The organism is Labrenzia sp. ATLA3, from assembly GCF_057180185.1.
In genome coordinates this window covers 476622-501874 of record NZ_JBXUKV010000008.1, presented here as the reverse complement: position 1 = coordinate 501874, position 25253 = coordinate 476622, and the positions used below count along the sequence as shown (strand labels likewise).

The window sequence follows — 25253 nt, the reverse complement described above, 5'->3', positions numbered from 1 at the left end:
CAAGGAAACCGATAGCTGGACTCCAGTCCGAACAAACCAAGCAGAAAAACTCACAGCGAATCCTTGTCGGTCGGAGCTCACGGCGCATGTCCAACGTAAACTCGCGAAAAATTGGCTAAACAAACAAAGTCCCACAGGAATCAACCAGCGGGCCATTTGGGTGTTGATGGGCCGAAAAGCTAAGTCGTCTCACCAAGGACTTGAAAGAGTGTCGCCACCATTTGGTCGATCATCTCGTCTTCAACGATCAACGGTGGGGAAAGGGCGATGATGTCGCCGGTTACTCGGATCAGGAGGCCGGCTTCGAAGCATTTGACGAAAACTTCGTAGGCGCGTTGTCCGGGGGCACTCTCACGGGATTTCAGTTCAATCCCGGCAATAACGCCTATGGTTCGGATGTCCTTGACGTGTTTTGCGTCTTTGAGGCTGTGCATCCGGTCTTCCCAGGTGCCGGAAATCTCGGCGCCACGGGTCAAGAGACCTTGCTTTTCGTAGATGTCGAGCGTTGCGAGGCCGGCGGCGCAGGCGGTTGGATGGCCGGAGTAGGTGTAGCCGTGGAAGAGTTCGATTGTTTCTTCCGGACCGCCCATGAAGGCCTCATGGATGGCATCCTGGGCGAACACCGCCCCCATGGGGATAACGCCGTTGGTGAGACCCTTGGCCGTGGTGAAGAGATCCGGTTTCACACCGAAAAAGTCGGACGCGAAGGGGGCGCCGAGGCGTCCGAAACCGGTGATGACCTCGTCAAAGATCAGCAGAATGCCGTGACGGTCGCAGATGGCGCGCAGTCGTTCCAGATACCCTTTGGGCGGGATAAGCACGCCAGTGGAACCGGCAACCGGTTCGACAATGACCGCAGCGATTGTTTCCGCCCCATGAAGCGCGACGATCCGTTCCAGGTCGTCTGCAAGATGCGCGCCCCAGGCTGGCTGCCCCTTGCTGAAACTGTTGTGTTCGGGGGCATGGGTGTGCGGCAGGTGGTCGACCCCGGTCAGGAGGGATCCGAAGTGGCGGCGGTTGTTGACGATGCCGCCAACGGAAATGCCGCCGAAGCCCACGCCATGATAGCCGCGTTCCCGCCCGATCAGCCGCGTGCGGGACGCATCGCCCCGGGCCCGGTGATAGGCGAGCGCCATCTTCAATGCCGTGTCGACGGATTCGGATCCGGATCCGGTGAAGAACACGTGGTTGAAACCCTCCGGAGCGACCTGTTTCAGGCGCTCGGCAAATTCGAAAGCGATCGGATGGCCCATCTGGAAGGACGGCGCGTAGTCCAGTTCGGACAGCTGGCGGGCGACCGCATTGGTGATCTCTTCATGGCCGTGCCCGGCGTTGCAGCACCACAGGCCGGCAGTGCCGTCGAGAATGCTGCGGCCATCGTCGCTGCGGTAATGCATGCCCTTGGCGGACACCAGCATGCGCGGTGCCTGTTTGAACTGACGGTTCGCGGTAAAGGGCATCCAATAGGCGTCGAGCGCCTGGTTTGACCGAAAGTCTGTGTCGCTGCTGACGATGTTCATATACGCCTCCTTGGTCGGTCGCACTAGAAAGCACCGATTTTGAAGCGACGAACAGTCTGTTTCTTCTCCATATCAAGCCCTTGAAAAGACGCAGCTTCAGTGGGAAAGTGTTTACGATGGTAAACACACTAAACACACTAAACACCGATGACTTCTCACGTGATGTCGGATTGCGCCTTCGAGCGATCCGCGCAGCACACGGATATTCGCAGCGAGAGTTGGCCAAGCGGGCCGGTGTTACCAATGGCTTCATCTCCCAGATCGAGGCAGCCAAGATCAACACGTCCCTCAGTGCGTTGAAACGTGTTCTGGACGGGATACCCATCGGCCTGTCGGAGTTCTTCGCCTATGAACCGGAGCGGCAGGAGCAGGTGTTTTTCGGCGTGGACGAACTGACCGAAATCGGCAAGGGCAACATTTCCTACAAGCAGGTTGGCAACAGCCTGTTCGGTCACGATTTGCAGATGCTTTATGAGGTGTATGAGCCGGGCGCGGATACGGGGCGGGTCATGCTTAGCCACGAGGGCGAGGAGGCCGGTTTCGTCATCGAGGGCCGGCTTGAGGTCACCGTTGGCGAGCAGAGAAAGATCCTCGGTCCGGGGGATGCCTATCTCTTCAGGAGCACGACCCCGCACAGGTTCAAGGCGCTCCGGAACGAGCGGTGCGTCGTCGTCAGCGCCTGCACTCCACCGACGTTCTGAACCGAGCTCTAGAACAGGCCAAGTTTCTTCGAATTGGCCTTCCATTGCACCAGCCGGTCAGCGGAAACTGTCTCGTTCGCCCTGGCAGCCACATCGACCATCAGGCTGAGCGCCGCCACAATGCCGATGATCGATTCCAGAAAAAGTCCCGTTCGGGAGGGGGCGTAGATGGCCGCGTCCGCGATCTCCCGGCTCCAGTGGCAATATTCGTCCGAGACAACAATGACCGACCGGCCTTGGCTTTTCGCCAGCCGGGCAAGCTTCACGGATTCTGACGCATAGGGAACGACATCCACCAGTATGAGGCAACTGGAGGCGGCGCTTTCCGGGCTTTGGTCGAGCCATTCTCCCAGCATGCTGTCGTGAGCGGACAGGAAATGGACATTCTTCCGCGCGAGTGCCAGCCGGCGGGCGAAGTCCTCGACCGTTCCACGGACCGACTGAAATCCTGTGGCGAAAATCGTCTCTGCGTCCGACAGCAGCCGGGTGACTTCATCCCAATTACTGCCCTGGGTCTGGTTGAACACATTGGTCAGGCCCTGCACCTCGGCCTCCAGTGTCTTGACGAACCGGACCGGAATGTCACCATCGGTGACGATGGAGGCGGTGGTGACGGAATAATGGTCGCGCAGAAGCTGCTTCAGCCCTTTCATCCCGTCGCATCCGAGGCGGCGCAGCAACCGGCCGACGGTAACCTCCGACACGCCGGCTTTTTCCGCGAGCGACTTGCCGGTTTCCAGTCCCAGAGATGAAATATTCAGACTGACAAACTGCGCAAGCCGGGCTTCCTGCTTGGGAAGCTTCGGCGTTTCATCCTGCAAGCGCTTGAGGAATTCATCGAATTTCGCTTGCGGGAAGGACGAGAAACCGGCTTCCATGTCAGCTCCCAAAATGACAGAAAAATAACATTTGACAGAAATGTCATAATTCAATCTCCTTTTGGATGCAAGCCCGTTCACCTCCCAGAAACGTGGCAGCAAACCAGAGGGTTCCATGACTAACAACACGCTGAAGAGAGTTGCCAAGGCAACACTTGCGGCAGCGGCACTGGTGGCTGTTGCCAGTGCTGCGCAGGCCGAGGAAGAACTGAATCTCTACAACTGGGGCGACTACATCAATCCGCAGGTTCTGGCCAAATTCACCGAGGAGACCGGGATCAAGGTCAACCTGGATACCTACGGCTCCAACGAGGAAATGCTGGCGAAAATCCAGGCGGGCGCTACCGGCTACGATATTGTGTTCCCATCGGTCCACATGCACGACATCATGTTCCAGCTCGGCCTTCTGGAAAAAACGGATATCGGCAGCGATCCGGCCTTCAAGAACATCGATCCGCAGTTCATCCGCGCGAAGACCGATCCGGATGCAGAATATTGCCTGCCCTATGCCTGGGGCACCGTCGGCATCGTCTACAACAAGAAAAAGGTCGCCGAGATGTCCGGGTGGGAAGACTTCTTTGCCCTGGCCGACAAGGGCGAGAAGATCATCCTGCTGGACGATCTGCGTGAGACGATTGGCATCGGTCACATCATGAACGGCACGTCGGTCAATTCCACCGACGAAGACGAAATCAAGGCCGCCGCCGATTACATTCTGGAGCGCAAGAAGAACGTTACCGCCTTTACTTACGACAGCATTCCGCTGGTTCAGTCGGGCGATGTGGCGGCAGCGCATTGGTATGTCGGCGCGAACATCTTCGTGCAACAGGCTCCTGACGTGCTTGCCTATGTCATCCCGAAGGAAGGCGCGACTATGTACCAGGAGGACATCTGCGTCCTCGCAAGTGCTCCGAACAAGGAAAACGCCAAGAAGTTCCTGCAGTTCTATCTTCAGCCGGAAATTGCCGCGCTGAACGTGCAGCAGCAGATGAACGGCACGCCCAACCTGTCGGCGCAGGAGCTTCTGCCGCCGGAAATCGCCAACAATGAAAGCATCTACCCGCCTCAGGACGTGATGGACAAGTTGCAGATCTTCGAGGACCTCGGCCGCGACCTGCAGCTTTACAACAGCGAATGGACGCGCATCAAAACGGCTCAATGAGCCCGGATGCGCACGACCGTCACGAGAAGACTGCGCGGCCTTGGGCCGCGCACGTCGCCTGACGTTCCGAGGGGGTAGAATGCAAGGAATTTTAAGGATCGAAAACGCCTCCAAGAGCTTTCAGGCTCCCGAAGGCGGCGTTATTCGCGCGTTGCACGAAGTGTCCCTGACGGTGGCTCATAACGAGTTCCTGACGCTGCTTGGGCCATCGGGCTGCGGCAAGACCACGTTGCTGAGGGCAGTCAGCGGGTTCGAGGATCTCGACAGCGGCGAGATCTACATAGATGGCCAGCCTGTGTCGGATCAGCCGGCGCACAAGCGGCCGGTCAACACCGTCTTTCAAAGATATGCCCTGTTCCCGCATCTGACGGTGGAACGGAACGTGGCCTACAGTCTCGAAGTGCGAGGCATCGCCAAAGCGGAGATCAGGGAGCGTGTCGGCAACATGCTCGAGCTTGTCGGCCTTGCCGGTATGGGCGCCCGCAAGATCGGCCAGCTTTCCGGCGGGCAGCAACAGCGGGTGGCGCTGGCAAGGTCACTGGTTGCCCAGCCGAAAATTCTGCTGCTGGACGAACCTCTGTCGGCCCTCGACAAGAACCTGCGCCACAAGATGCAGCAGGAATTGAAAATCCTGCAGCACGAACTCGGCATCTCCTTCATTTTCGTGACCCACGATCAGGAAGAAGCGCTGGTGATGTCGGACCGGATCGCGGTGTTGAACGGTGGCACCATCCAGCAGCTTGACGCCCCCGAGGAGCTGTACCGCCGTCCCGGGAACGAGTTTGTCGCCCGCTTTATCGGGGAGAGCAATCTTCTGGATGCCACGGTGGTTTCGGTTGAGGGCGAAAGCTGCGATGTCGTCCTGACCGACGGCACGGTCATACGCGATTGCCCGGTGAACGGCCTGAAGCAGGGCGATCCGGCAAAGGTGCTGATCCGGCCGGAAAACCTCGTCGAGAGCGTTGGGCAAAGCAGTGCTGACGAGCGGGCTGGGCACGAGATCTCGGGCACGGTCAGCGAGAGTTTCTTCGCCGGAACCGACTATCATCTTGTCCTGGCGTGCCAGGGGCTGCCGCCCGTCCGGGCGTCGCTTCGGGCAGGGCCAGGCACGTCGCATCACACGATCGGCGAACAGACCTCGCTGTTCGTACCGCATGATGCCGTGCACCTCATTCCGGAACGGGGAGCACCGGCATGAGCAAGGCGCGCCGCACATTGGAAAACAGGCGCAGGTTGACGCTGTTCGGCCTGCTGCTGCCGCCGTCCGCCTTCCTCGCGATTTTCTTCCTCGGGCCGCTCGCCATCATGATCGTCTATTCCTGGCTCACGCCGGGACTATACGGCGGCGTTGAATGGAAGTTCTTTCACCTGAACTACGGGCGCATTCTGGGCTGGGCAGACACCAAATACGAACGCTTCGATCCGGTCTATTTCGAGATCTTCCTGCGTTCGGTGAAGCTCGCCGCGACAACTGTTCTCCTCAGCCTCATCCTTTGTTATCCGGTCGCCTTCTGGGTGTCGCGCATGCCGGAGAAGCGCAAGAACCTGGTTATCTTCCTGATCACGCTGCCGTTTTTCATCAGCCTGATCGTACGCCTGTTCGCCTGGGTCCTGATCCTGCGGCCGACCGGTTTCTTCAATCAGGCGCTGATGGGGCTTGGGCTGATCGATGAGCCGCTGGAAATCATCTTCACCGGAACCGCGGTCGTCATCGGCATGGTCTATGTATTCGTGCCGTTCATGTTCCTGCCGCTTTATGCCAGCATCGAAAAGCTGGACCTCAGCCTGATCGAAGCCTCTCAGGACCTGGGCGCCAACCGGATTCAGACGTTCTTTCGCGTCATCCTGCCGATGACCCTGCCGGGCATCGTCGGGGGTTCGATCATCGTTTTCATCCCGAGCCTCGGCAACTTCATCGTGCCGTCGCTTCTGGGCGGGGCGAAGGTGGTGATGATCGGCAATCTGATCGAGCAGCAGTTCCTGTCGGCGCGCAACTGGCCCTTCGGAGCGGCGCTCGGAATGATGGTCATGGCCGCCGTGCTGGTCCTGCTGCTCTACTACATCCGCATCGTCACACGTGAAGAGCGGCAAGCGGACGGGCCGAAAGTGGCTGAGGAGGTCGCGGCATGAGGCGCAAGATGTCCTGGCGAAACCTGTTCCTGTCGGTCTACGGATGGCTGTTTCTGGTCTTCATCTATGTGCCGATCCTGTTGATCACGGTGTTCTCGTTCAACTCCAACCCGGTCAACATGATGATCTGGCAGGGGTTCACCTTCGACTGGTACCGAACGATCTTCGGGTTCCCGACAGAGCTGAACGAGCTGACGCTATATGTGGAATCCACGGACCAGCTCTATCACGCGGTTCTGAACAGCCTGACGGTGGCCCTGATCACCACGGCGGTGTCGACGGTGCTCGGCACGTCGGTCGCGCTGGCGGTTGCCCGCTTCAGGTTTCGTCTCAAGAACTTTTACCGGGCCCTGATGTTCATGCCGATGATCATGCCCGACATCATCCTCGGCATCGCGCTGCTGATCTTCTTCGTGTCCTTCGGCTTCGGCCTGGGTTTGCATACGATCATCATCGGCCACTGCACCTTCCTCAGCAGCTATGTGTTCATCGTGGTCAGCGCGCGCATCTCGGATATGGACGACAGTCTGGAAGAGGCGTCGGCGGATCTGGGGGCGGACGGCTGGACGACGTTCAAACGGGTGACCCTGCCGTTGATCGCACCGGGGGTTATCGGCGGCGCCATGCTCGCCTTCATCATCTCGATGGACGATCTGGTGATCACCTATTTCATCTCCGGCGTCGATTCCACCACGCTACCCGTGCACATCTACGGGATGCTGCGCAGGGGCATCAAACCGGAAATCAATGCTATCGCCACGGTCATGCTGGCGTTCTCCTTCATCATCGCCTCCGTAGGCCTCTACATGCGGTCCCGCAAGAAATGACGCAGAAACTCAAGTCCAAACGCGCCCGCGATCTGGGGCTGACCTTGCCGGGCACGCCGGGTCCGCATAACGCGATTACCGATGTTGAAGGTGTGCTCGTCGGCTACGAGACGCTGTCCTCACGCAAGACACCCGCGCTGGAGACCAACGGCCTTCCGGTGCAGACCGGCGTAACGGCAATCCTGCCCCGGGGCCGCTTGTCGACACCGCGTCCCGTGTGGGCGGGGCTGCATGCGCTGAATGGCAATGGTGAAATGACCGGCAGCCACTGGATCAAGGACGCGGGCTATTTCACCGGCCCGATCCTGATCACCAACACGCACAGCGTGGGCGCCGTACATGAGGCCGCCGTGCGCTGGATGGTCGATACCTACCGCGATGCCTGGCAGAACAATCATCTGTGGGCCATGCCGGTTGTTGCGGAAACCTATGACGGTGTCCTGAACGATATCAACGGCCTGCATGTGCGGCCGGAACACGCGGCAAAAGCCCTTGAAAATGCAACATCAGAGCCCCCAGCCGAAGGCAATGTCGGCGGCGGCGCGGGCATGATCTGTTACGAGTTCAAGGGTGGAACCGGCACGGCCTCGCGGCGTGTCGAAGCGGGTGAAAAAACCCATACGCTCGGGGTTCTTGTGCAGGCCAATCACGGCGTTCGGCCATGGCTCAAGGTGCTGGGACAGCCGGTGGGCGAGAAAATGACGGAGAACCGGATACCCGGCTTTAATGCGGAGCGCGGGTCGATCATCGTCATCATCGCAACGGATCTGCCGCTGCTGCCGTGCCAGCTCGACCGCCTGGCCCGCCGCGCGACAATTGGCATTGGGCGGGGCGGCACACCGGGTGGAAACAATTCCGGCGACATCTTCCTTGCCTTCAGCACCGCCAATGAAATGGATTTGCCGCAGCTCAGCGGTCCGTGGAAATCCATGGTGTCGCTGAACGACGATCTGCTCGATCCGGTCTATATGGCCGCTGTGGAAGCGGTCGAGGAGGCTGTCCTCAACGCCATGCTGGCGGCTGAAGACACGCCGACGGCCCGTCCATCCGGGTCGGTTTGCCGGGCGATCGACCCGGAAGCCCTCAAGAAGCTTCTCGCATAGCTCAGACAAGAACCCACCGGCGCCAATGTCTGCAAGGCACCGGCGGGTTGATTTCTGTCTTTATCGACCGATGGCGTAGGCCTGCATCAGGCGCGGTGTTGCCGCTGCCTTCAGAACGCCGTCTGCGCTGCGTTTGGCAGCGGTCAGCCGGCCGATGGTCCAGTTGCCGGAAACCTCCACCGAATGCCCGCGGGTCCGCAGCAGATTGATCGTCTCGGCGCTGAAATTGCCTTCGGCCATTACGTGCCCCGGCTGGCGCTGGCGCGGGTGGAACGAGGTCGGGAAATGGGTGGTGTGGAACAGCGGCAGGTCGATGGCTTCCTGCAGGTTGAGGCCATGATGTACGAGCCGCAGGAACAGGGAGAGCTGCCACTGGTCCTGCTGGTCGCCGCCGGGCGTACCGAACACCATCGTCGGGCGGCCTTCATGGAAGGCGAGGCTCGGTGTCAGCGTGGTGCGCGGGCGTTTGCCGGGTGCCAGGCTTGTGGGCAGACCGTCTTCCAGCCAGAACATCTGCGCCCGTGAGTTCAGGCAGAAGCCGAGCGAAGGTATGATCGGCGAGGACTGCAGCCAGCCACCTGACGGGGTCGCGGCAACCATGTTGCCCCAACGGTCGATAATGTCGAGATGAACCGTGTCGCCCCGCCGTTCGGAAAGATGCGCCATCGTCGGTTCGTAAATGCCTGTGTTGGCTATCCCGGCGCGTTCGATCACGGCCATGTTGGCCGCCACCTGGTCTTCGAAGCCCGGAAGGACGCCGGGGCGCAGGTCGAAGGAGGCGGTATCGGAAATCAGTTTGCGCCGCGTGTCGTTATAATCGTCCGACAACAGCGCGTTCATCGGAACGTCAACAAAGGCCGGGTCGCCGTAATAGACCTCGCGGTCCGCATAGGCGAGCTTCATGGCTTCCGTCACATGGTGGACGAAGTCAGCCCCGGCCGGGTCCATCGCGCCGATGTCGAAGCCTTTCAACAGAGCCAGCGCCTGCAGCAGCACGGGTCCCTGTCCCCACGGGCCGGTCTTGGCAACGGTCCAGTCGTGATAGTCGCTCAACAGCGGATCTTCGTAAGTCGCGCTCCAGTTCGCCAGGTCGTCGGCAGTCAGGACACCCTTGTGTTTGGAGCCCGAGCCATCCATCACCTCGGTCTTTTCCAGGAAGGCGGCGATCTCTTCGGCAATGAAGCCGCGGTAGAAACAGTCGCGTGCCGCGTCGATCTGCGCCTCGCGTCCGCTCTGGCTTTCCGCTTCGCTCAAAAGCCGCGTCCAGGTTTGCGCGAGAACCGGGTTCTTGAACATCTCGCCGGCTTCCGGCACGTTTCCGCCCGGCACCCAGGTCTCGAAGGACGTCGGCCACTCGGTCTGGAAGAAGTCCTTCAGCCCGCTGATGGTCGCCGCGGCACCCGGCAGCATCGGCTGGCCGTTTTCAGCGTAGTAGATCGCAGGCTCCAGCACATCGCGCAGGCTCAAGGTGCCATGGTCGCGCAGCATCAGCATCCAGCCGTCGAAAGCGCCCGGAATGACGGTCGACAGCAGGCCGTTGCCCGGAATGAGATCCAGGCCTTCCGCCTTGTAATGCTCGATTGTGGCTCCCGCCGGGGCAGGGCCCTGGCCGCAGACGACCTTGGTTTCGCCGGTACCGGCCTTGTGAAAGATCACCGGCAGATCGCCGGCCGGACCGTTCAGATGCGGCTCCAGAACCTGCAGCACAAGTCCGGTCGCAACGGCGGCATCAAAGGCATTGCCGCCTTTTTCCAGGATGCTCATGCCGACGGCGCTTGCGATCCAGTGGGTGGAGGTGACGACACCGAAGGTGCCGGTGATTTCGGGGCGGGTGGTAAAAGTCGGCATGAGTTACTCTTTGGGTTTTAAAAAACGGATCAGCTCTCGCGCGGGTCGAGGGCATCGCGCAGGCCATCGCCCAGCAGGTTGAAACCGAGAACGACCAGAAAGATCGCCGCACCCGGCCACCAGGCCATCCAGGGTGCCTGGGTCATGAAGTTCTTGGCGACGTTCAGCATGGAGCCCCAGCTTGGGGCAGGGGCTTGCTGACCGAGGCCGAGGAAGGAAAGGCTTGCTTCGGCGATGATCGCGGTCGCGACCGTCAGCGTCGCCTGAACCAGAACCGGTGCAAACACGTTGGGCAGGATGTAGCGGGACATGATCGCAACATGGCTGAGCCCGATGGCCCGGGCTCCTTCGACATAGTCTTCCGTCTTGACTGACAGCACCTGTCCGCGTGTCAGACGCACGAAGATCGGCATGGCCGAAAGCCCGATGGCAATCATGGCATTGGTCAGGCTTGGCCCCAGAAAGGCGGCAAGCGCGATGGCGAGAATGAGGAAGGGCGTTGCAAGCAGTGCATCTGTGACCCGGGAGATCGCCTGATCGGTCCAGCCGCCGAAGTAACCGGACAGAAGACCGAAGGGTACGCCGATCAAGACAGCGATCAACACCGACACGACACCAGCCATCAGCGAGGCCTGAGCCCCCCAGATCATGCGCGAGAGGATATCCCGGCCAATCTCGTCGGTGCCAAGCCAGTGGGCGGCGGACGGCGCCTTGCGCACCGCGCCCCAGTCGGTTGCGAGCGGATCCGCAATGGGCAGCACGGGCGCGGCGACGGCAATGCCGATGAAAAAGGCGACGATGATGAAACCGAAAAGCGCGCTCTTGTTGGCCTTCAGCTTTTTCCAGGCGCGGCTTTCGAGGCGGATTGTTTCCTCGGCCGGATCTGCGGCGGTGGTCACGGCGCTCACAGGCTGCTCCTCATGCGCGGGTTGAGAAGGAAATAGAGGACGTCAGCGATCAGGTTCATCAGGATGAAACCGGCGGCCGTGCACATGACGACACCCTGCACGACAGCGTAGTCACGGGTGAAAACGGCATCCACGATAAGCTTGCCGAAGCCGGGGATGGTGAAGATCTGTTCCGTCAGCACCGCGCCGGCGAGCAATTCGCCGAAGAGCAGGGCGCTGAGGGTCACGATAGGCAGCAGGGCGTTGCGGAAGGCGTGTTTCAGGATGACCACGTTTTCCAGAAGGCCCTTGGCGCGGGCCGTGCGGACATAATCGGCCTTCAGCACGCCAAGCATTGCCGAGCGCGTGTGGCGCATCAAGGTGGCGGCCAGCGCCGTGCCCAGCACAAAGGCGGGCATGATCATTGTCTGGAGTGACTTCAGCGGATCGACGAAGGGCGATTCATAGCCTGACGCCGGCAGCCATCCCAATTGGACGGAGACCAGCATGATCAGCATGATACCAAGCCAGAAATTCGGAATGGACAGACCGGACAGCGCCACGAAATTGGCGATGTAGTCGATGGCGGTGCCCTTGCGCACCGCGGACAGGATGCCGGCGGGAATGCCGATCGCAAACGCGATGATCATTGCCATCACGGCGAGCTGGATCGTGACCGGCAGCTTGTCGGCAATGAGCTCCGTCACCGGCAGATTGGTTCGCAGTGAAATGCCGAGGTCGCCCTGCAGCATGGCCTTCATCCAGTAGAAATACTGGTAGATGATCGGGTCGTTGAGCCGGTATTTGTCGCGAATGAACTCCAGCACAGCCGGATCGCGTTCTTCACCGGCAAGCACGAGTGCCGGGTCGCCGGGCAGCAGTTTCTGCAGCACGAAGACGAAGATCGAGACCAGAATGAGCGTAGGGATGGCGATGACCAGCCGGCGCGCGATGTAGGACAGCATTCGGGCAAAATCCGTTTAAGACGGGGCCCGGCCTTCGCCGGGTCCCGTCATCGGTGGGGTTACTTGAACTTGACGTTCTCGAGGCGGATCATGCCGTCCGGATAGGCGGTGAAGCCGTCAAGCTTGCCGGACAGCGCCCAGATCCAGGTCGGGTGGTAGAGATAGATGATCGGCAGTTCCTTGATCAGAATATCCCGTGCCTCGTCATATTTTGCCTTGCGCGTGGCGGTGTCGTTGCTCTGCCGTGCTTCGTCCAGCAGCTTGTCGACTTCGGGAATGCAGACCTTGGAATCGTTGATCCCGCCCTTGCAGGTCATGAACTGGTGGATGTTGCCGTCCGGATCGACACGGCCCGACCAGCCCACCTGGCTTGCCTGGTAGTTGCCGGCAGACTGATCCGCCAGCAGGCTGGCGAATTCCATCGACTTCAGTTTGACGTTGAAACCGGCTTCCGCCGCCATCGACTGAACAACCTGCATCATCTGGGTCTGCACAGGGTTGTTGGCCACCTGCACCTCGACATCGAGGCTGTCATAGCCGGCTTCCTTGAGCAGGGCCTTTGCCTTTTCGACATCGCGGCCCGGGACCGGATAGTCCTTGTCAAACCAGGGGCTTGTCGGCGGGAACGGCTGGTTGCCGGGGGCAAACGCACCTTCGAAGACAACCTGGTTGATCGCGTCACGGTCGAGCGAGAGGCTGAAGGCCTGACGGATTTTCGGGTCGTTGCCGAACGGGTTGTCACCCTTTTCGCCGTTGTTGATGTTCACCGTGATGCCCTGGTAACCCAGGCTGACGGCTTCGGCAAAGCCGAGGGAGTCGTCGCCCTTTACCGAGGCAACGTCGGTTGCCGCGAGGCGTTCCAGCATGTCGATGTCGCCGGAGCGCAGGTTGGCAAGACGGACGGTGGTGTCGGGGATCGGCAGGAAGGTCACCGTGTCGAAGTTGATGGCGTCCTTGTTCCAGTAGTCGTCGAACTTGGACAGGACGATCCGGTCCTGCTGGACACGCTCGACGAACTTGAACGGACCGGAGCAGACCGGATTGTTGCCGAAATCGGCACCGGCTGCCTCGGCGGCGGTCGGCGACACCATCATGCCCGCGCGGTCGGCAAACTGGGCCAGCAGCGTCGCGTCCGGTGCAGTCAAGGTGAACTTGATCTGAAGCGGGCCGGAAACCTCCACGCTTTCGATGGATTTGACCTCGCTCTTGCGGCGGCTTTCCGGCAGGTTCTTCGAGCGTTCGATGTTGGCCTTCACGGCTTCCGCGTCAAAGGGGGTGCCATCGTGGAAGGTCACGCCTTCGCGCAAGTCCATGGTCAGGACCTTGCCGTCGTCTGACCAGCTCCAGCCGGTGGCCAGTTGCGGGATGATTTCCAGATCCGGAGTGATGTCGACCAGCTTGTCGCACAGCGACGTGTAGACGATACGGCCGACAAAGGTCCGGGACTGATCTGGATCCAGCACATCGGCGTCGTCCTGCAGGCCGATGCGAAGATCGGCGGCGTGGGCGGCCGTTGCCAGGGTTGTTGCGCTGAGTAGCAGCGCGGCAAGGAAATGCTTACGCATGTTGGTTCTCCTATCGAAAAGGCTCGATTTAAGGTCTTGTGGCCGTCGTTGGCTCTTGTTGTTGGCTACGGGTTCGGAACAGCGCGAAGCGCTTTTCCGCATTGGGGCTCCTTGGCGGCTCCTGAACCGGGGACCGGTCAGCGTCCGCGATTTTTTCCCAGTGATGGCAGGCAACGGTTCTGTCTCCTGCAACGGTTGCAGGTGCCGGTTTTTCCTGGCTGCAAAGATCGGTTGCATGCGGACAGCGCGGATGAAAGCGGCAGCCCGAGGGAGGATCGAGCGGTGAGGGCACGTCTCCCGAAAGGGCGGCCTTCATTGACCTGCCGTGCGGCGAGGCAATCGGGATCGCGCGCATCAGGGCCTGTGTGTAGGGATGCAGAGGCTTGTCGAACAGCGCGTCATTGGGGGCCAGCTCGACGATTTCACCCAGATACATGACCGCCACCCGGTCGCTCATGTGGCGGATAACCGCCAGGTCGTGGGCAATCAGGATCAGCGTCAGGTCGAATTCCGACTTCAGGTCTTCCAGAAGATTGATGACCTGGGCCTGCACCGAAACATCCAGCGCCGAGACGGGTTCATCACCGACGATCACCTTGGGGCCGCTGGCCAGCGCCCGGGCGATGCCGATGCGCTGACGCTGGCCGCCGGAAAACTCGTGCGGATAGCGATTGGCGAAGGCGGGACGAAGCCCGACCCTGTTCAGGAGTTCAGCCACCTTCTGCCGGCGTTCGGCACGCGAAAGCGTGGTGTGGACCTTCATCGGTTCCTCGATCAGCGCACCGACGCTCATGCGTGGATTGAGCGAGGAGAACGGGTCCTGGAAAATGAATTGCAGATCCTTCCGCAAGTGGCGCATTTCCTGTTCGGAAAGGGCGGAGATATCGTTGCCGTCATAAAGAACTGCGCCGTCCGAAGGGGTCAGCAGGCGGACCAGAAGGCGGGCCAGCGTGGACTTGCCGCAACCGCTTTCCCCGACGATGGAGAAGGTTTCTCCGCGCTTGATATCCAGCGACACGCCATTGACGGCACTGACCGAGGTTGCCGGTTTGAACAGGCTCTTGCGGCCGCCGAACCTCTTGGTGACGGCGCGTGTCTCGATGATCTTGTCCCGGGTTGTCAGGCTCATCCTGCGGCCTCCGCAAATGCGCTTTCCAGCGGTGCATAGTGACAGGCCGCCTCGTGGGCGGGGCCGAGTTCGACAAGCGGCGGTGCGCTGTCGCAACGGGCTCCTGCAAAGGGACAACGAGGCGAAAACCGGCATCCGTTCGGCATGTTGTCGATGGTGGGAACCATGCCACCGATGGTTGCCAGCTTGCCGGAGCGCGGGCCGACCGACGGGACGGAACTCATCAGGCCGATGGTATAGGGGTGCTGCGGATCGTCGAAAATCGCAGAAACCGGGCCGTCCTCCACCGCACGTCCGGCGTACATTACACACACGCGGTCGGCGATTTCGGCAACGACACCCAGATCGTGCGTGATCATGATCAATGCCGTTCCGCTCTCCTTCTGCAGGTCCTCGATCAGGTCGATGATCTGGGCCTGAATGGTGACGTCGAGAGCGGTGGTGGGCTCGTCGGCAATCAGCAGGACCGGATCGTTGGCAAGCGCCATGGCGATCATCACGCGCTGGCGCATGCCGCCGGAAAGCTCATGCGGGTAATCGTCCAGCCGGCTGGAAGCAGCCGGGATCTTGACCCGTTCCAGCATTTCCTGCGCCCGTGCGCGGGCTTCGGCCCGGCTCACCGGGCGATGACGCAGCACAATTTCCGCAACCTGGTCGCCGATCCGGTAAGACGGATTGAGCGAGGTCATCGGCTCCTGGAAGATCATGGAAATGCGGTCGCCGCGCAGGTCCGCCAGAGCCCGTTGCGGCAGCGCCAGCAGATCCTGTCCGCCAAAGGTGGCCGTTCCGGACATGACTCTGGCAACGCCCCTCGGCAGCAGGCCCATCAGCGACAGGGCTGTAACCGACTTGCCGCAGCCGCTCTCTCCGACGATGCACAGGGTTTCCCCCGGACGGACGGCAAAGGACAGACCATCGACGATATTGGCCGGAGCGCCCTTGAAACGGAGCGAGAGGTCCTGAACCTCCAGGACCGGGGCGCTCGACGGAGCTTCAGTCGGCATTGGCCGCCTCGCTTGCACTCTGGAACAGGAGACGCTCTTGCAGCGCCAGCAGGTGGGCACGCATGGTTTTTTCCGCAGTGATGGGGTCCCGGTTGGCAATGGCCGCGATGATGTCGACATGCTGCGACCGGTAGAGCGTCAGGGCATCGTCGGTTCTCAGCGCTTCGCGCACGTGGCGCCAGGCGGTATCCTGCCGGACCCGGTCAACGACATCGAACAGGGCCAGGAACAGGGTGTTGCGCGCAGCCCGCGCGATGGCCCGGTGCAGGGCACTGTCCCACAGTTCGCGGCTGTCCATGTCTTCCGCCTTGCCCACGCGGTCGGCGAGGTCGCTCATGGCGGCGATATCGGACGGGGCTGCCCGCAGGGCCGCCAGACGGGCCAGCACGGGCTCTATCTGCAGCCGGACTTCCATCACCTCGAGCATGTTGGAGTTTTCGTGCAGCGACAGGATCTGTTTTTCCGGTTGGGCCGGTTCACTGCCGATAAAGGTCCCCGCTCCCTGCCGGCGCCAGATCTTGCCTTCGGTTTCCAGCACCTCCAACGCGCGCCGAACTGCCCTTCGGCCAACGCCGATGGTTTCGGACAGCTCGCGCTCGGTGGGAAGCTGCTCCGCCCCCTCCGCCGTGAGCTGGTCCACGATGATGCGAAGGCGTTCCAGAGCCATGCTGGAATTACGCTGCGAAGGTTTCTCGGTGCCGCTCATGCCATACCAATACGAACCAATTTGAATTGGTCACATTATTGGCGCGATATTTTTCGCGATGCAAGCCGGACTTTTTGCCGTGACAGGTCTGATGTCAGCTTGGGCCCATTCCTGGAGAGGCCGGAAATTGCAAAGGTTCCGTGAAATGAAAATCAAATAAGTATCTGTAAAATAAATGAAAAAATAACAGACAGTGATGGCATCGGCACCTTTGCCAAGCAATGCCTCGAAGCTTCTGCCTGAAATTTGTGCTAGGGAACAAATTTTAATCGGTTCCGCGACTTTCGTCGGGTTATCTCCTTTTGTGAAACTTTGTGCTCCCCATACAGTCTGAAGGGGTCGATTGTTGCTCGTTTGGCTGGCGAATTTGTCATTCTTTTCAAGAGAAGGGGCGGATTTTGATGTGTTGACTCTCGTTTGGCGTATGCGTCAAAATTGGTTCACCTGAGGCTGCTTGCCGCTGCAGTCGCTTGTGGCGAAATTTTATGCGTGGCTGATGTTTGAGCTTTGCGGCGATTGACAAGAATTTTTTCTTCGGCAATCCTGATCTCGAAATAGCGGCAATCGTTCAGCCGCACGGCAATTGCGCCCCGATCTGTCGCAGGTAGTCACCTGCGGGTCGGGGTTTTTTTATGTTCAGCCCCCACGGTTCACATCGTTCGGCTGAAGGGCAGGGTAATACATGGCCTTTGGTGAAATACCGGTTGGCGTTCTGTTTTCGAAATCCGGATCCTATGCCGCGATCGGGCAGGAAGGCTATTGGGGCGCCCGGATCGCCATTGACGAAATCAATGCGTCCGGCCTGTTCGATTTCCGCTTCCTGCGTGTGGATGGAGACCCCAGGGGATCTACCGAAAACTACGCCGTGGAAGCCGAACGAATGATGCGCGAGGCCGGTTGCCGGCATATCGTCGGCACTCAGACCTCGTCCTCCCGCAAGGAAGTGCTGCCGGTGATGGAGCGTGGCCGCGGGCTGCTCTGGTACACCACGCCTTACGAAGGCTTCGAAAGCCATGACCGCGTGGTCTATACCGGCGCCTGCCCGAACCAGGGCGTGGTCCCGCTTTTCCGCCACATCGTTCCGGAATCCGGCCGCAGGGCGTTCCTGCTCGGGTCCAACTACATCTGGGGCTGGGAAACCAACCGCATTGCCCGCGAGCTTCTGGCCGGATGCAACGGCGACGTTCTGGGCGAGCGCTATGTTGCCATCGGCGACGAGAACATCGACCATCTGATTGTTGAAATCCGCGAAAAACGCCCGGATTTCATCTTCAACAATCTGATCGGTGAAAGCAGCTACGCCTTCCTGCGCGCCATGAAACGGCTTGCGAAGGAAGATCCCGCCTTTGCGCCGAACCGCTGCCCGATCCTCAGCTGCAATCTGACCGAAGCCGAGCTGCCCATCCTGGGGGCGGCTGCGGAAGGGCTTGTGTCCACCTCGACCTATTTCGAGACGCTGGACACACCGGAAAACGAGGATTTCCTCAGCCGTCTGGAAGGCCTGCGCGGACCGGAGGCATCGATCTCGTCCATGTTCGTCGGCCCCTATGAGGCTGTCTGGCTGCTTGCCCGCGCCATCGAGGCCTGCGGCTCGGATGCACCGGATCATGTTCTGTCGGAATTGTGCCGACGGCCGCATCGCACGCCGTTGCGCGACATCCGCATCGATCCGCAAACGCAGCACGCCTATCTTCAGCCGCTGATCGCAGTGGTGGAAACCACCGGTCCTGAGCGGCTTCGTTCCCGGTTCAGGATCATCGAAAAGACGTCCGGGCCGTTGGCTCCGGACCCCTATCTCGTTCACTATGATCCGCTGGAAAGCGGCGCCGGGTCCTCCGGGGACGCACCGGTTCCGGACAACGGCAATGCGCCGGGATTGAGGCTGGTGTCGTCATGAGCAGCCTGTTCCGCACCCCCAGTTTCCGCGGCTGGTCCGCAATGGTCCTGCACAAGCCCCATTCCGACAGGGATGCAGTCTGCCGCCAGCTTGACCGTCTGGGCATCGCAACCTCCACCGCCTGGCCGGAACTTCCGGAAGACGCCCGGCGGGCCGATCTGGTGATCTTCGAGGCCGATGCAGGCCACGACGCCCAGTTTCCCTGGCCGGTGGAAGAGCACCCGATGCCGATGATCGCACTGATGGGCAGCGAGGCTCCGGGCCGCGTCGAATGGGCCATCCGGCGCGGTGCCATTGCTCATCTGAGCAAGCCCATCGCATCGAGCGGCGTTTACGGCGCGCTCGTCGTGGCCACGCGAACTTTTGCCATGCGCCGTGCATCGGAAGACAGGATCGCGAAACTGGAAGCCCGCCTCGCGTGTCGGCCTCAGGTGGCCGAAGCCATCATCCTGCTCATGCAGCACCAGGGGGGCGACGCTGAAACCGCCTACAAGCTGCTGCAGGACATGGCGATGGCAAGCCGGCAAACAATGGAAGACGTCGCGCTCGATCTGCTGGCGCGCTCAGGAGGGCAGAATGCCGGCCGACGTGAAGCCTGAAGCAATGCCGGATACCGTGCAAGCTGCCGCACCCGAAGCGCCCAAAGGCGTCTGGCGCCGTCTCCTACAAAGGAAACTGGCCGTAGTCGCCCTGGTTCTGGTCGGCGTGATTGTTGGCGCCGCTGTATTCGCCCCCTTTGTCGCGCCTTACGATCCGGCGGAACAGTTTTTCGAAGGCCTGACCCTGGAAGGCGCGCCCTTGCCGCCGAACGAAACCTTCTGGTTGGGCACCGATCTGCTCGGGCGGGATCTTCTGTCACGCCTGATCTACGGCGCGCAAACCTCGCTGATCATCGGGATCGTCGCCAATGGGATCGCCGTTGCGGTGGGGGCCTTTGTCGGCATTCTCGCCGGTTTTTTCCGGGGCTGGGTGGAAACGGTGCTGATGCGCTTCACCGATTTGATGATGGCCTTCCCGGCGCTGCTGCTCGCGATCACGCTGGCGGCGCTGTTCCGGCCCTCGCTCTGGATCGTTGCCATGGTGATCGCCATGGTCAACTGGGTACAGATGGCGCGTGTCGTCTACACCGAAACCAGATCGCTGTCGGAGCGCGAATTCATCCTGGCCGAGCGGGCCATGGGCGCGGGTCTCTTCCGCATTCTGTTCCGGCACATCCTGCCGCATCTTCTGTCGACCATCGTCGTTTTCGGCACGCTGGGCATCTCGACGACCGTGCTTCTGGAAGCAACGCTCAGCTATCTCGGCATCGGCGTTCAGCCGCCGACACCCTCCTGGGGCAATATCATCTACGAGAACCAGACCTATTTCACCTCGGCCCCTTGGCTGGTGTTCTTCCCGGGTGTCGCCATCATCGCGCTGGCGCTGGGCTTCAACCTGCTGGGCGATGCGCTGCGTGAGGTGCTCGATCCGACACAGAAGGGGAGGCACTGATCATGGGCGGTTATATTCTGCGCCGGGTGTTCCAGTCCGTGCTGATCCTTATCGGCATCACCTTCCTGACCTTCGTCCTGCTCTATCTGATCCCGGCCGATCCGGCCCGTCAGATCGCGGGCCGCAGCGCCACCGCGCAGACGGTCGAGAACATCCGCGAGCAGCTTGGCCTCAATCTGCCGTTCTATCAGCAGTATTTCCGTTATCTCACCGGGTTGCTGCAGGGCGATCTCGGCCGGTCCTACCTGCAGAAGACGGAAGTCGGCGCGCTCATCTGGTCGCGCCTGCCGGCAACGCTTCTTCTCATGGTTGGCGCCATCGTCTGCGAACTGGTCATCGGACTTACCATGGGGCTCGTCGCAGCCCTGCGCCGGAATACGGCGACAGATACGAGCCTCATGGTCCTTTCCTTTGTCGGGGTGTCCTCACCCCAGTTCGTGATCGGCATCCTGCTGCTCTATGTCTTTTCGGTGCAGCTCGGCTGGTTCCCCATCGGCGGCTACGGCACCTTCATGCACATGGTGCTGCCGTCGCTGACCCTCGGGTTCCTGGGCGCCGGCTGGTATTCGCGCATGATGCGCTCATCCATGATCGACGTGCTGCGCCAGGACTTCATCCGCACCGCCCGTGCCAAGGGCCTGAAACGCTGGCAGGTTCTGTTCGGCCACGCTCTTCCCAACGCGCTGCTTCCGATCGTCGCCATGATCGGGATCGATATCGGCCTCTTCATGAGCGGCATCGTTGTGGTTGAAAGCGTGTTCGGCTGGCCCGGCATCGGCCAGCTCGCCTGGCAGGCCATCCAGAGGGTCGACATTCCCATCATCATGGGCGTCACGCTCGTATCCGCATTCGCGATCGTTGCCGGCAATTTCCTCGCCGACCTGATCGCCCCCCTGATTGATCCGAGGATCAAGCTGCGCTGACGCGCGGCAATGGCCGGAAACCGTCACCAGAGCGGCCCGGCACATCACCGTAAGAACCGGAGGTTGGACTATGAAGAAGACAGTATTGGCAGGGGTTGCCGCCCTTCTTGCCGCCACCGCCCTGACATCGGCATCCGCTCTGGCGGACGATATCAAGCAAGGCGGATCGATGATCGTCACCTACAAGGACGACGTCTCCACGCTTGACCCGGCCATCGGCTACGACTGGCAGAACTGGTCGATGATCAAGAGCCTGTTCGACGGCCTGATGGATTATGAGCCCGGCACCACCAACCTGATGAAGGACCTTGCCGAGGACTATACGATTTCCGACGACGGCACGGTTTTCACCTTCAAGCTGCGCGAGGGCGTCAAGTTTCACAATGGCCGTGAAATGACCGCGGAAGACGTGAAATACTCGCTCGACCGTGTCACCAACCCGGCCACCCAGAGCCCGGGCGCGGGCTTCTTCGGCTCCATCAAGGGATATGATGCCGTAGCGGCCGGAGATGCCACCAGCCTGGAAGGCGTCACTGTCGTTGATCCCTACACGGTCAAGATCGAGCTGTCCCGCCCGGACGCGACCTTCCTGCACGTGATGGCCATCAACTTCTCGTCCATCGTGCCGAAAGAGGCCGTGGAAGAATGGGGTGCCGACTTCGGCAAGCATCCGGTTGGCACCGGCGCATTCTCGCTGGATGAATGGACACTTGGCCAGCGTCTGGTGTTCAAGCGCAACGAGGATTACTGGCGCGCAGGCGTGCCCAAGCTCGACGAAATCACCTTCGAGGTCGGGCAGGAGCCCGTGGTTGCGCTTCTGCGTCTGCAGCGCGGCGAAGCCGACATTCCGGGCGACGGCATTCCGCCGGCGAAGTTCCTGGAAGTGACCAAGGACCCGCAATACAAGGACCTGATCATCGAAGGCGGGCAGTTGCACACCGGCTATGTCACCATGAACGTGAAGATGCCGCCTTTCGACAAGCTGGAAGTGCGCAAGGCCGTCAACATGGCGATCAACAAGGATCGCGTCGTGCGCATCATCAACGGGCGCGCCGTGCCGGCCAACCAGCCGCTGCCGCCGAGCATGCCGGGATATGACGACGAGTACACCGGCTATCCCTACGATCCGGAAGCCGCCAAGGCGCTTCTGGCCGAGGCCGGGTTCCCCGATGGGTTCGAGACCGAACTCTATGTCTACAACACCGACCCGAACCCGCGCATCGCCCAGTCCATCCAGGCCGACCTTGCCGCAATCGGCATCAAGGCCGACATCAAGGCACTGGCCCAGGCCAATGTGATTGCAGCCGGCGGCGAACCCGATCAGGCACCGATGATCTGGTCCGGCGGCATGGCCTGGATCGCCGATTTCCCGGATCCGTCCAACTTCTACGGCCCGATCCTGGGCTGTGCCGGCGCGGTCAAGGGTGGCTGGAACTGGTCCTGGTACTGCAACGAAGAGCTGGACAAGCAGGCAACGGCTGCTGATAGCATGACCGATCCGGCACAGAAGGCCGAGCGCGAGGAAGCCTGGCGCAAGATCTTCATTTCGGTAATGGACGATGCGGCCTGGGCGCCGGTCTTCCACGAGCAGCGTTTCACGATGCGGTCCGAGCGGCTGGGTGGCCCTGACGCCATCTTCGTCGATCCGGTCCACATTCCCGTCAACTACGACTACGTTTGGGCGAAAGATGTGCAGTAACTGCAAGGCCGCATACACGATCCACGCGGCACAACACCATTTCGGTTGGGACAATTCCAATACCCCGGCCGAAACGGTGGCACCGGGCACGGTGCTGGAATTCGAATGTCTCGACAGTTCAGCCGGGCAGTTGACGCCCGAAAGCACTGTCGAGGATGTCTCGACGCTGGATTTCGGCAAGATCAATCCGGTCAACGGCCCCATCTATGTGGATGGGGCCGAGCCGGGCGACGCACTGGTGGTCAAGATCCACGAGTTCAAGCCGTCCGGTTTCGGCTGGACCGCCAACATTCCGGGCTTCGGCCTTTTGGCGGATCAGTTCAAGGACCCGGCCCTGCATGTCTGGTCCTATGACAAGGACAAGCTGGGCACGTCGGCCTTTGCTCCGTTCGGCAAGGTGCCGCTGAAGCCGTTTGCCGGCACCATCGGTGTCGCGCCGGCGGAAGCGGGTCTTCATTCCATCGTTCCGCCCCGGCGGGTCGGTGGCAACCTGGACATTCGCGACCTTGCCGCCGGAACGACGCTCTACCTGCCGGTGGAAGTTGCCGGAGCCCTGTTCTCCATCGGCGACACCCATGCGGCGCAGGGCGATGGCGAGGTCTGCGGAACCGCTATCGAAAGCCCGATGAACACGGTGGTAGAACTGGATCTGATCAAGGGGGCCAATCTCAGCATGCCGCGGTTCGAAACCCCGGGCCCGGTGACCCGCCATCTTGACGAGATGGGCTACGAGGTCACCACCGGTATCGGCACCGATCTGTTCGAGGGTGCTCAGGCGGCCGTGTCCAACATGATCGATCTCCTGTGTGCCCGTCACGGCTACAGCGCGGTCGATGCCTACATGCTGTGCTCGGTCTGCGGTGATCTCAGGATTTCGGAAATCGTGGACATGCCCAACTGGGTGGTCTCGTTCTACTTCCCGAAAGTCGTTCTCCAGTAATGCAGTCGGGCGGCGGTCAGCGCCGCCGCCCGTTTTCCAGAGTTCAAGAAAGACCAGGACGTCCGGATGTCCCGCCAGCCAGACCACGAAACCGTTGCCGAAGACGTCGTTCTTTCCGTCAGGAACCTGCGCACGGATGTCGCAACGCCGTCCGGGCGAAAGACCGTGGTCAAGGGCCTGTCGTTTGACCTGAAGCGCGGCGAAACCCTCTGTATCGCGGGCGAATCCGGCTCCGGGAAGTCGATCACCGCTCTTTCCATCATGGGGCTTCTGCCCGAGCCGATGGCCCGGGTGTCCGGCGGCGAAGTGCTGTTTCAGGGCAAGGACCTGACCAAACTCCCCGAGGATGCCATGCGCCGCATTCGCGGCGGCGACATCGCGATGATCTTTCAGGAGCCGATGACTTCGCTCAATCCCGTGCTGACGGTTGGCCGACAATTGCGCGAAGCGATCCTGGCGCATCAGGACGTCAGCGGAAACGAAGCCAACAAGCGCGCGCTGGCCATGCTGGAATCGGTGCGCCTGTCGGAACCGGCACGACGGTTGAAACAATACCCGCACGAGCTTTCCGGTGGCATGCGCCAGCGGGTGATGATTGCCATGGCGCTGGCCTGCAATCCGAAGGTGCTGATCGCCGACGAACCGACGACCGCGCTCGACGTGACGATCCAGGCGCAGATCCTGCAGCTCATCCGTGACCTGCAGCGCGATTTCGGCACGGCCGTCATCATGATCACCCACGACATGGGCGTCGTTGCCGAAATGGCAGACCGGGTGATTGTCATGAACCACGGCAATATCGTGGAACGCGGCACGGTTTCGGACGTGTTTGAACGTCCTTCGGACAGTTACACGCAGCACCTCCTGGATGCCGTGCCAAAGCTTGGCGCCATGACCGGTGTCGACAGTGCGGCCCGGACAACCGGTCAGCCCGAAGCGCCGGTTCTCGAGGTGGAAGACCTTGTCGTCCGCTTCGATCTGCATGGCGGTTTGCTCAATCGGGTGACCTCCCGCGTTCATGCGGTCGAAGGTGTTTCCTTCACGCTGGCTCCGGGCGAAACGCTCGGCCTTGTGGGAGAAAGCGGCTGCGGCAAATCCACCATCGGCAAGGCCCTGATGAACCTGGTGCCCTGGGAAGGAGCCATCCGGATTGCCGGACATCACGTCGGTCTCGGCAGCGCGCAAGAACAGCAGCGCCGCAGGCGCGACATGCAGATGATCTTTCAGGATCCCTATGCCTCGCTCGATCCACGCATGACCGTTGGCGATATCGTAGGAGAACCTCTGGTGATTCACGGTCTGGCGCGCGGCAGGGAGTTGAAGGACACGGTGGTGTCGCTGTTCGAGCGGGTCGGCCTGCCGGCAGACATGCTCACTCGGCATCCGCACGAATTTTCCGGCGGTCAGCGCCAACGTATCTGCATTGCCCGCGCCCTGGCGCTTTCACCCAAGGTCATCGTCGCGGATGAAAGTGTTTCGGCGCTCGATGTGTCGGTTCAGGCCCGTGTTCTGGATCTTCTCCAGCAACTTCAGGAGGAGTTGGGGCTCTCCTATCTGTTCATTTCCCACGATATGGCGGTGGTCGAGCAGGTCTCGCACCGCATCGCGGTCATGTATCTCGGCCAGATCGTGGAAATGGGCACGCGCCGGCAGGTGTTCGAAAACCCGCAGCACGACTATACCAAGCGGCTGCTGAAGGCGGTGCCGATCCCCGACCCCAAGCGCCGGCGCACCATTTTCGACGTGCCGACGGGGGAGATCCCTTCACCGGTTCTGCCGCTCGGGCAATCGGTCGAGCGAGTGCGCTATCTGGATGTCGGCGACCGGCATCTGGTCGCCGCGTCCTGAACCGGAACAGATCAGGCCAGATCAACTCAG

General features: G+C 61.0%; 22 protein-coding genes. 13 read left to right on the top strand and 9 right to left on the bottom strand.

From position 1 onward, the window contains the following. Positions 1-179: 179 nt before the first annotated feature. Entirely contained in the window at positions 180-1520 is a 1341-nt protein-coding gene (aptA, locus tag AC2A6O_RS23835) for an omega-aminotransferase AptA (protein WP_498930829.1), read from the bottom strand. A gap of 116 nt (positions 1521-1636) precedes the next feature. On the opposite strand from aptA, the gene AC2A6O_RS23830 reads away from it, so the two are divergent. Further along, positions 1637-2221, top strand: coding sequence for a cupin domain-containing protein (locus AC2A6O_RS23830; protein ID WP_498930827.1), 585 nt, complete (start codon positions 1637-1639; stop codon positions 2219-2221). Between the two features lie 8 nt (positions 2222-2229). Here the strand turns inward: AC2A6O_RS23830 and AC2A6O_RS23825 are convergent, their stop codons facing one another. Then, complete coding sequence (locus AC2A6O_RS23825; protein ID WP_148581957.1) at positions 2230-3099, bottom strand: MurR/RpiR family transcriptional regulator; 870 nt, start codon at positions 3097-3099, stop codon at positions 2230-2232. A 115-nt stretch (positions 3100-3214) separates the two neighbouring features. Here AC2A6O_RS23825 and AC2A6O_RS23820 point away from each other — a divergent pair, with 115 nt between their 5' ends. The 5 genes from AC2A6O_RS23820 to AC2A6O_RS23800 all read left to right on the top strand — a co-directional run bounded on the left by AC2A6O_RS23820 (position 3215) and on the right by AC2A6O_RS23800 (position 8321). Continuing rightward, the gene (locus tag AC2A6O_RS23820; RefSeq protein ID WP_498930825.1) at positions 3215-4261 is read left to right on the top strand and encodes an ABC transporter substrate-binding protein; all 1047 of its coding nucleotides are present in this window, start codon (positions 3215-3217) and stop codon (positions 4259-4261) included. Between the two features lie 79 nt (positions 4262-4340). Then, positions 4341-5459 (top strand): ABC transporter ATP-binding protein, encoded by a 1119-nt coding sequence (locus AC2A6O_RS23815; protein WP_498930823.1) that lies wholly within the window; start codon positions 4341-4343, stop codon positions 5457-5459. Further along, positions 5456-6391: an ABC transporter permease gene (locus AC2A6O_RS23810; protein ID WP_498930821.1), complete on the top strand. Its 936-nt coding sequence runs from the start codon at positions 5456-5458 to the stop codon at positions 6389-6391. Before AC2A6O_RS23815 ends, AC2A6O_RS23810 begins: the two co-directional genes overlap by 4 nt. After that, on the top strand, positions 6388-7218 hold the full coding sequence (locus AC2A6O_RS23805) for an ABC transporter permease (protein ID WP_148581961.1): 831 nt from the start codon (positions 6388-6390) through the stop codon (positions 7216-7218). The genes AC2A6O_RS23810 and AC2A6O_RS23805 overlap by 4 nt, the downstream gene beginning before the upstream one ends. Beyond that, the gene (locus tag AC2A6O_RS23800; protein ID WP_498930819.1) at positions 7215-8321 is read left to right on the top strand and encodes a DmpA family aminopeptidase; all 1107 of its coding nucleotides are present in this window, start codon (positions 7215-7217) and stop codon (positions 8319-8321) included. The genes AC2A6O_RS23805 and AC2A6O_RS23800 overlap by 4 nt, the downstream gene beginning before the upstream one ends. A 60-nt stretch (positions 8322-8381) precedes the next feature. On the opposite strand, the gene AC2A6O_RS23795 is transcribed toward AC2A6O_RS23800, so the two are convergent. Genes AC2A6O_RS23795 through AC2A6O_RS23765 form a run of 7 tightly spaced genes read right to left on the bottom strand, consistent with a single transcriptional unit; the run spans position 8382 to position 16425 of the window. Next, a complete protein-coding gene (locus tag AC2A6O_RS23795; protein WP_498930817.1) occupies positions 8382-10169 on the bottom strand; it encodes a gamma-glutamyltransferase family protein in 1788 nt (595 codons plus the stop codon). A gap of 29 nt (positions 10170-10198) precedes the next feature. Beyond that, the gene (locus tag AC2A6O_RS23790; RefSeq protein WP_148582373.1) at positions 10199-11068 is read right to left on the bottom strand and encodes an ABC transporter permease; all 870 of its coding nucleotides are present in this window, start codon (positions 11066-11068) and stop codon (positions 10199-10201) included. 5 nt (positions 11069-11073) lie between these two features. After that, a complete protein-coding gene (locus tag AC2A6O_RS23785; RefSeq protein WP_498930815.1) occupies positions 11074-12021 on the bottom strand; it encodes an ABC transporter permease in 948 nt (315 codons plus the stop codon). Between the two features lie 59 nt (positions 12022-12080). Continuing rightward, positions 12081-13586, bottom strand: a complete 1506-nt coding sequence (locus tag AC2A6O_RS23780) for an ABC transporter substrate-binding protein (RefSeq protein WP_498930813.1) — start codon at positions 13584-13586, stop codon at positions 12081-12083. A 28-nt stretch (positions 13587-13614) separates the two neighbouring features. Then, positions 13615-14715 carry an ABC transporter ATP-binding protein gene (locus AC2A6O_RS23775; RefSeq protein WP_498930811.1) on the bottom strand — a complete coding sequence of 367 codons (1101 nt, stop codon included), beginning with the start codon at positions 14713-14715 and terminating at the stop codon, positions 13615-13617. Beyond that, positions 14712-15719 carry an ABC transporter ATP-binding protein gene (locus AC2A6O_RS23770; protein WP_498930809.1) on the bottom strand — a complete coding sequence of 336 codons (1008 nt, stop codon included), beginning with the start codon at positions 15717-15719 and terminating at the stop codon, positions 14712-14714. Before AC2A6O_RS23770 ends, AC2A6O_RS23775 begins: the two co-directional genes overlap by 4 nt. After that, entirely contained in the window at positions 15709-16425 is a 717-nt protein-coding gene (locus tag AC2A6O_RS23765) for a FadR/GntR family transcriptional regulator (RefSeq protein ID WP_498930807.1), read from the bottom strand. Before AC2A6O_RS23765 ends, AC2A6O_RS23770 begins: the two co-directional genes overlap by 11 nt. Positions 16426-17107: 682 nt before the next feature. Between AC2A6O_RS23765 and AC2A6O_RS23760 the strand changes: the two genes are divergently transcribed. The 7 genes from AC2A6O_RS23760 (at position 17108) to AC2A6O_RS23730 (ending at position 25223) form a co-directional block, all read left to right on the top strand. Next, positions 17108-18322 (top strand): transporter substrate-binding domain-containing protein, encoded by a 1215-nt coding sequence (locus tag AC2A6O_RS23760; RefSeq protein WP_498930805.1) that lies wholly within the window; start codon positions 17108-17110, stop codon positions 18320-18322. Beyond that, positions 18319-18921, top strand: a complete 603-nt coding sequence (locus AC2A6O_RS23755; protein ID WP_148581970.1) for an ANTAR domain-containing response regulator — start codon at positions 18319-18321, stop codon at positions 18919-18921. The genes AC2A6O_RS23760 and AC2A6O_RS23755 overlap by 4 nt, the downstream gene beginning before the upstream one ends. 4 nt (positions 18922-18925) lie before the next feature. Continuing rightward, a complete protein-coding gene (locus tag AC2A6O_RS23750; RefSeq protein ID WP_498930861.1) occupies positions 18926-19813 on the top strand; it encodes an ABC transporter permease in 888 nt (295 codons plus the stop codon). A 2-nt stretch (positions 19814-19815) separates the two neighbouring features. Further along, entirely contained in the window at positions 19816-20736 is a 921-nt protein-coding gene (locus AC2A6O_RS23745; RefSeq protein WP_498930802.1) for an ABC transporter permease, read from the top strand. Between the two features lie 70 nt (positions 20737-20806). Beyond that, the gene (locus AC2A6O_RS23740) at positions 20807-22435 is read left to right on the top strand and encodes an ABC transporter substrate-binding protein (protein WP_148581972.1); all 1629 of its coding nucleotides are present in this window, start codon (positions 20807-20809) and stop codon (positions 22433-22435) included. Beyond that, on the top strand, positions 22425-23375 hold the full coding sequence (locus AC2A6O_RS23735; RefSeq protein WP_498930800.1) for an acetamidase/formamidase family protein: 951 nt from the start codon (positions 22425-22427) through the stop codon (positions 23373-23375). Before AC2A6O_RS23740 ends, AC2A6O_RS23735 begins: the two co-directional genes overlap by 11 nt. 66 nt (positions 23376-23441) lie before the next feature. Next, complete coding sequence (locus AC2A6O_RS23730) at positions 23442-25223, top strand: ABC transporter ATP-binding protein (RefSeq protein WP_498930798.1); 1782 nt, start codon at positions 23442-23444, stop codon at positions 25221-25223. The last annotated feature ends 30 nt before the right edge of the window (positions 25224-25253 follow it).

What these genes read in the sequence shown, in the direction of transcription:
- aptA (WP_498930829.1), bottom strand. Translation starts at nt 1,520, where the DNA reads ATGAACATCGTCAGCAGCGACACAGACTTTCGGTCAAACCAGGCGCTC.
- AC2A6O_RS23830 (WP_498930827.1), top strand. Translation starts at nt 1,637, where the DNA reads ATGGTAAACACACTAAACACACTAAACACCGATGACTTCTCACGTGAT.
- AC2A6O_RS23825 (WP_148581957.1), bottom strand. Translation starts at nt 3,099, where the DNA reads ATGGAAGCCGGTTTCTCGTCCTTCCCGCAAGCGAAATTCGATGAATTC.
- AC2A6O_RS23820 (WP_498930825.1), top strand. Translation starts at nt 3,215, where the DNA reads ATGACTAACAACACGCTGAAGAGAGTTGCCAAGGCAACACTTGCGGCA.
- AC2A6O_RS23815 (WP_498930823.1), top strand. Translation starts at nt 4,341, where the DNA reads ATGCAAGGAATTTTAAGGATCGAAAACGCCTCCAAGAGCTTTCAGGCT.
- AC2A6O_RS23810 (WP_498930821.1), top strand. Translation starts at nt 5,456, where the DNA reads ATGAGCAAGGCGCGCCGCACATTGGAAAACAGGCGCAGGTTGACGCTG.
- AC2A6O_RS23805 (WP_148581961.1), top strand. Translation starts at nt 6,388, where the DNA reads ATGAGGCGCAAGATGTCCTGGCGAAACCTGTTCCTGTCGGTCTACGGA.
- AC2A6O_RS23800 (WP_498930819.1), top strand. Translation starts at nt 7,215, where the DNA reads ATGACGCAGAAACTCAAGTCCAAACGCGCCCGCGATCTGGGGCTGACC.
- AC2A6O_RS23795 (WP_498930817.1), bottom strand. Translation starts at nt 10,169, where the DNA reads ATGCCGACTTTTACCACCCGCCCCGAAATCACCGGCACCTTCGGTGTC.
- AC2A6O_RS23785 (WP_498930815.1), bottom strand. Translation starts at nt 12,021, where the DNA reads ATGCTGTCCTACATCGCGCGCCGGCTGGTCATCGCCATCCCTACGCTC.
- AC2A6O_RS23780 (WP_498930813.1), bottom strand. Translation starts at nt 13,586, where the DNA reads ATGCGTAAGCATTTCCTTGCCGCGCTGCTACTCAGCGCAACAACCCTG.
- AC2A6O_RS23775 (WP_498930811.1), bottom strand. Translation starts at nt 14,715, where the DNA reads ATGAGCCTGACAACCCGGGACAAGATCATCGAGACACGCGCCGTCACC.
- AC2A6O_RS23770 (WP_498930809.1), bottom strand. Translation starts at nt 15,719, where the DNA reads ATGCCGACTGAAGCTCCGTCGAGCGCCCCGGTCCTGGAGGTTCAGGAC.
- AC2A6O_RS23765 (WP_498930807.1), bottom strand. Translation starts at nt 16,425, where the DNA reads ATGAGCGGCACCGAGAAACCTTCGCAGCGTAATTCCAGCATGGCTCTG.
- AC2A6O_RS23760 (WP_498930805.1), top strand. Translation starts at nt 17,108, where the DNA reads ATGGCCTTTGGTGAAATACCGGTTGGCGTTCTGTTTTCGAAATCCGGA.
- AC2A6O_RS23755 (WP_148581970.1), top strand. Translation starts at nt 18,319, where the DNA reads ATGAGCAGCCTGTTCCGCACCCCCAGTTTCCGCGGCTGGTCCGCAATG.
- AC2A6O_RS23750 (WP_498930861.1), top strand. Translation starts at nt 18,926, where the DNA reads ATGCCGGATACCGTGCAAGCTGCCGCACCCGAAGCGCCCAAAGGCGTC.
- AC2A6O_RS23745 (WP_498930802.1), top strand. Translation starts at nt 19,816, where the DNA reads ATGGGCGGTTATATTCTGCGCCGGGTGTTCCAGTCCGTGCTGATCCTT.
- AC2A6O_RS23740 (WP_148581972.1), top strand. Translation starts at nt 20,807, where the DNA reads ATGAAGAAGACAGTATTGGCAGGGGTTGCCGCCCTTCTTGCCGCCACC.
- AC2A6O_RS23735 (WP_498930800.1), top strand. Translation starts at nt 22,425, where the DNA reads ATGTGCAGTAACTGCAAGGCCGCATACACGATCCACGCGGCACAACAC.
- AC2A6O_RS23730 (WP_498930798.1), top strand. Translation starts at nt 23,442, where the DNA reads ATGTCCCGCCAGCCAGACCACGAAACCGTTGCCGAAGACGTCGTTCTT.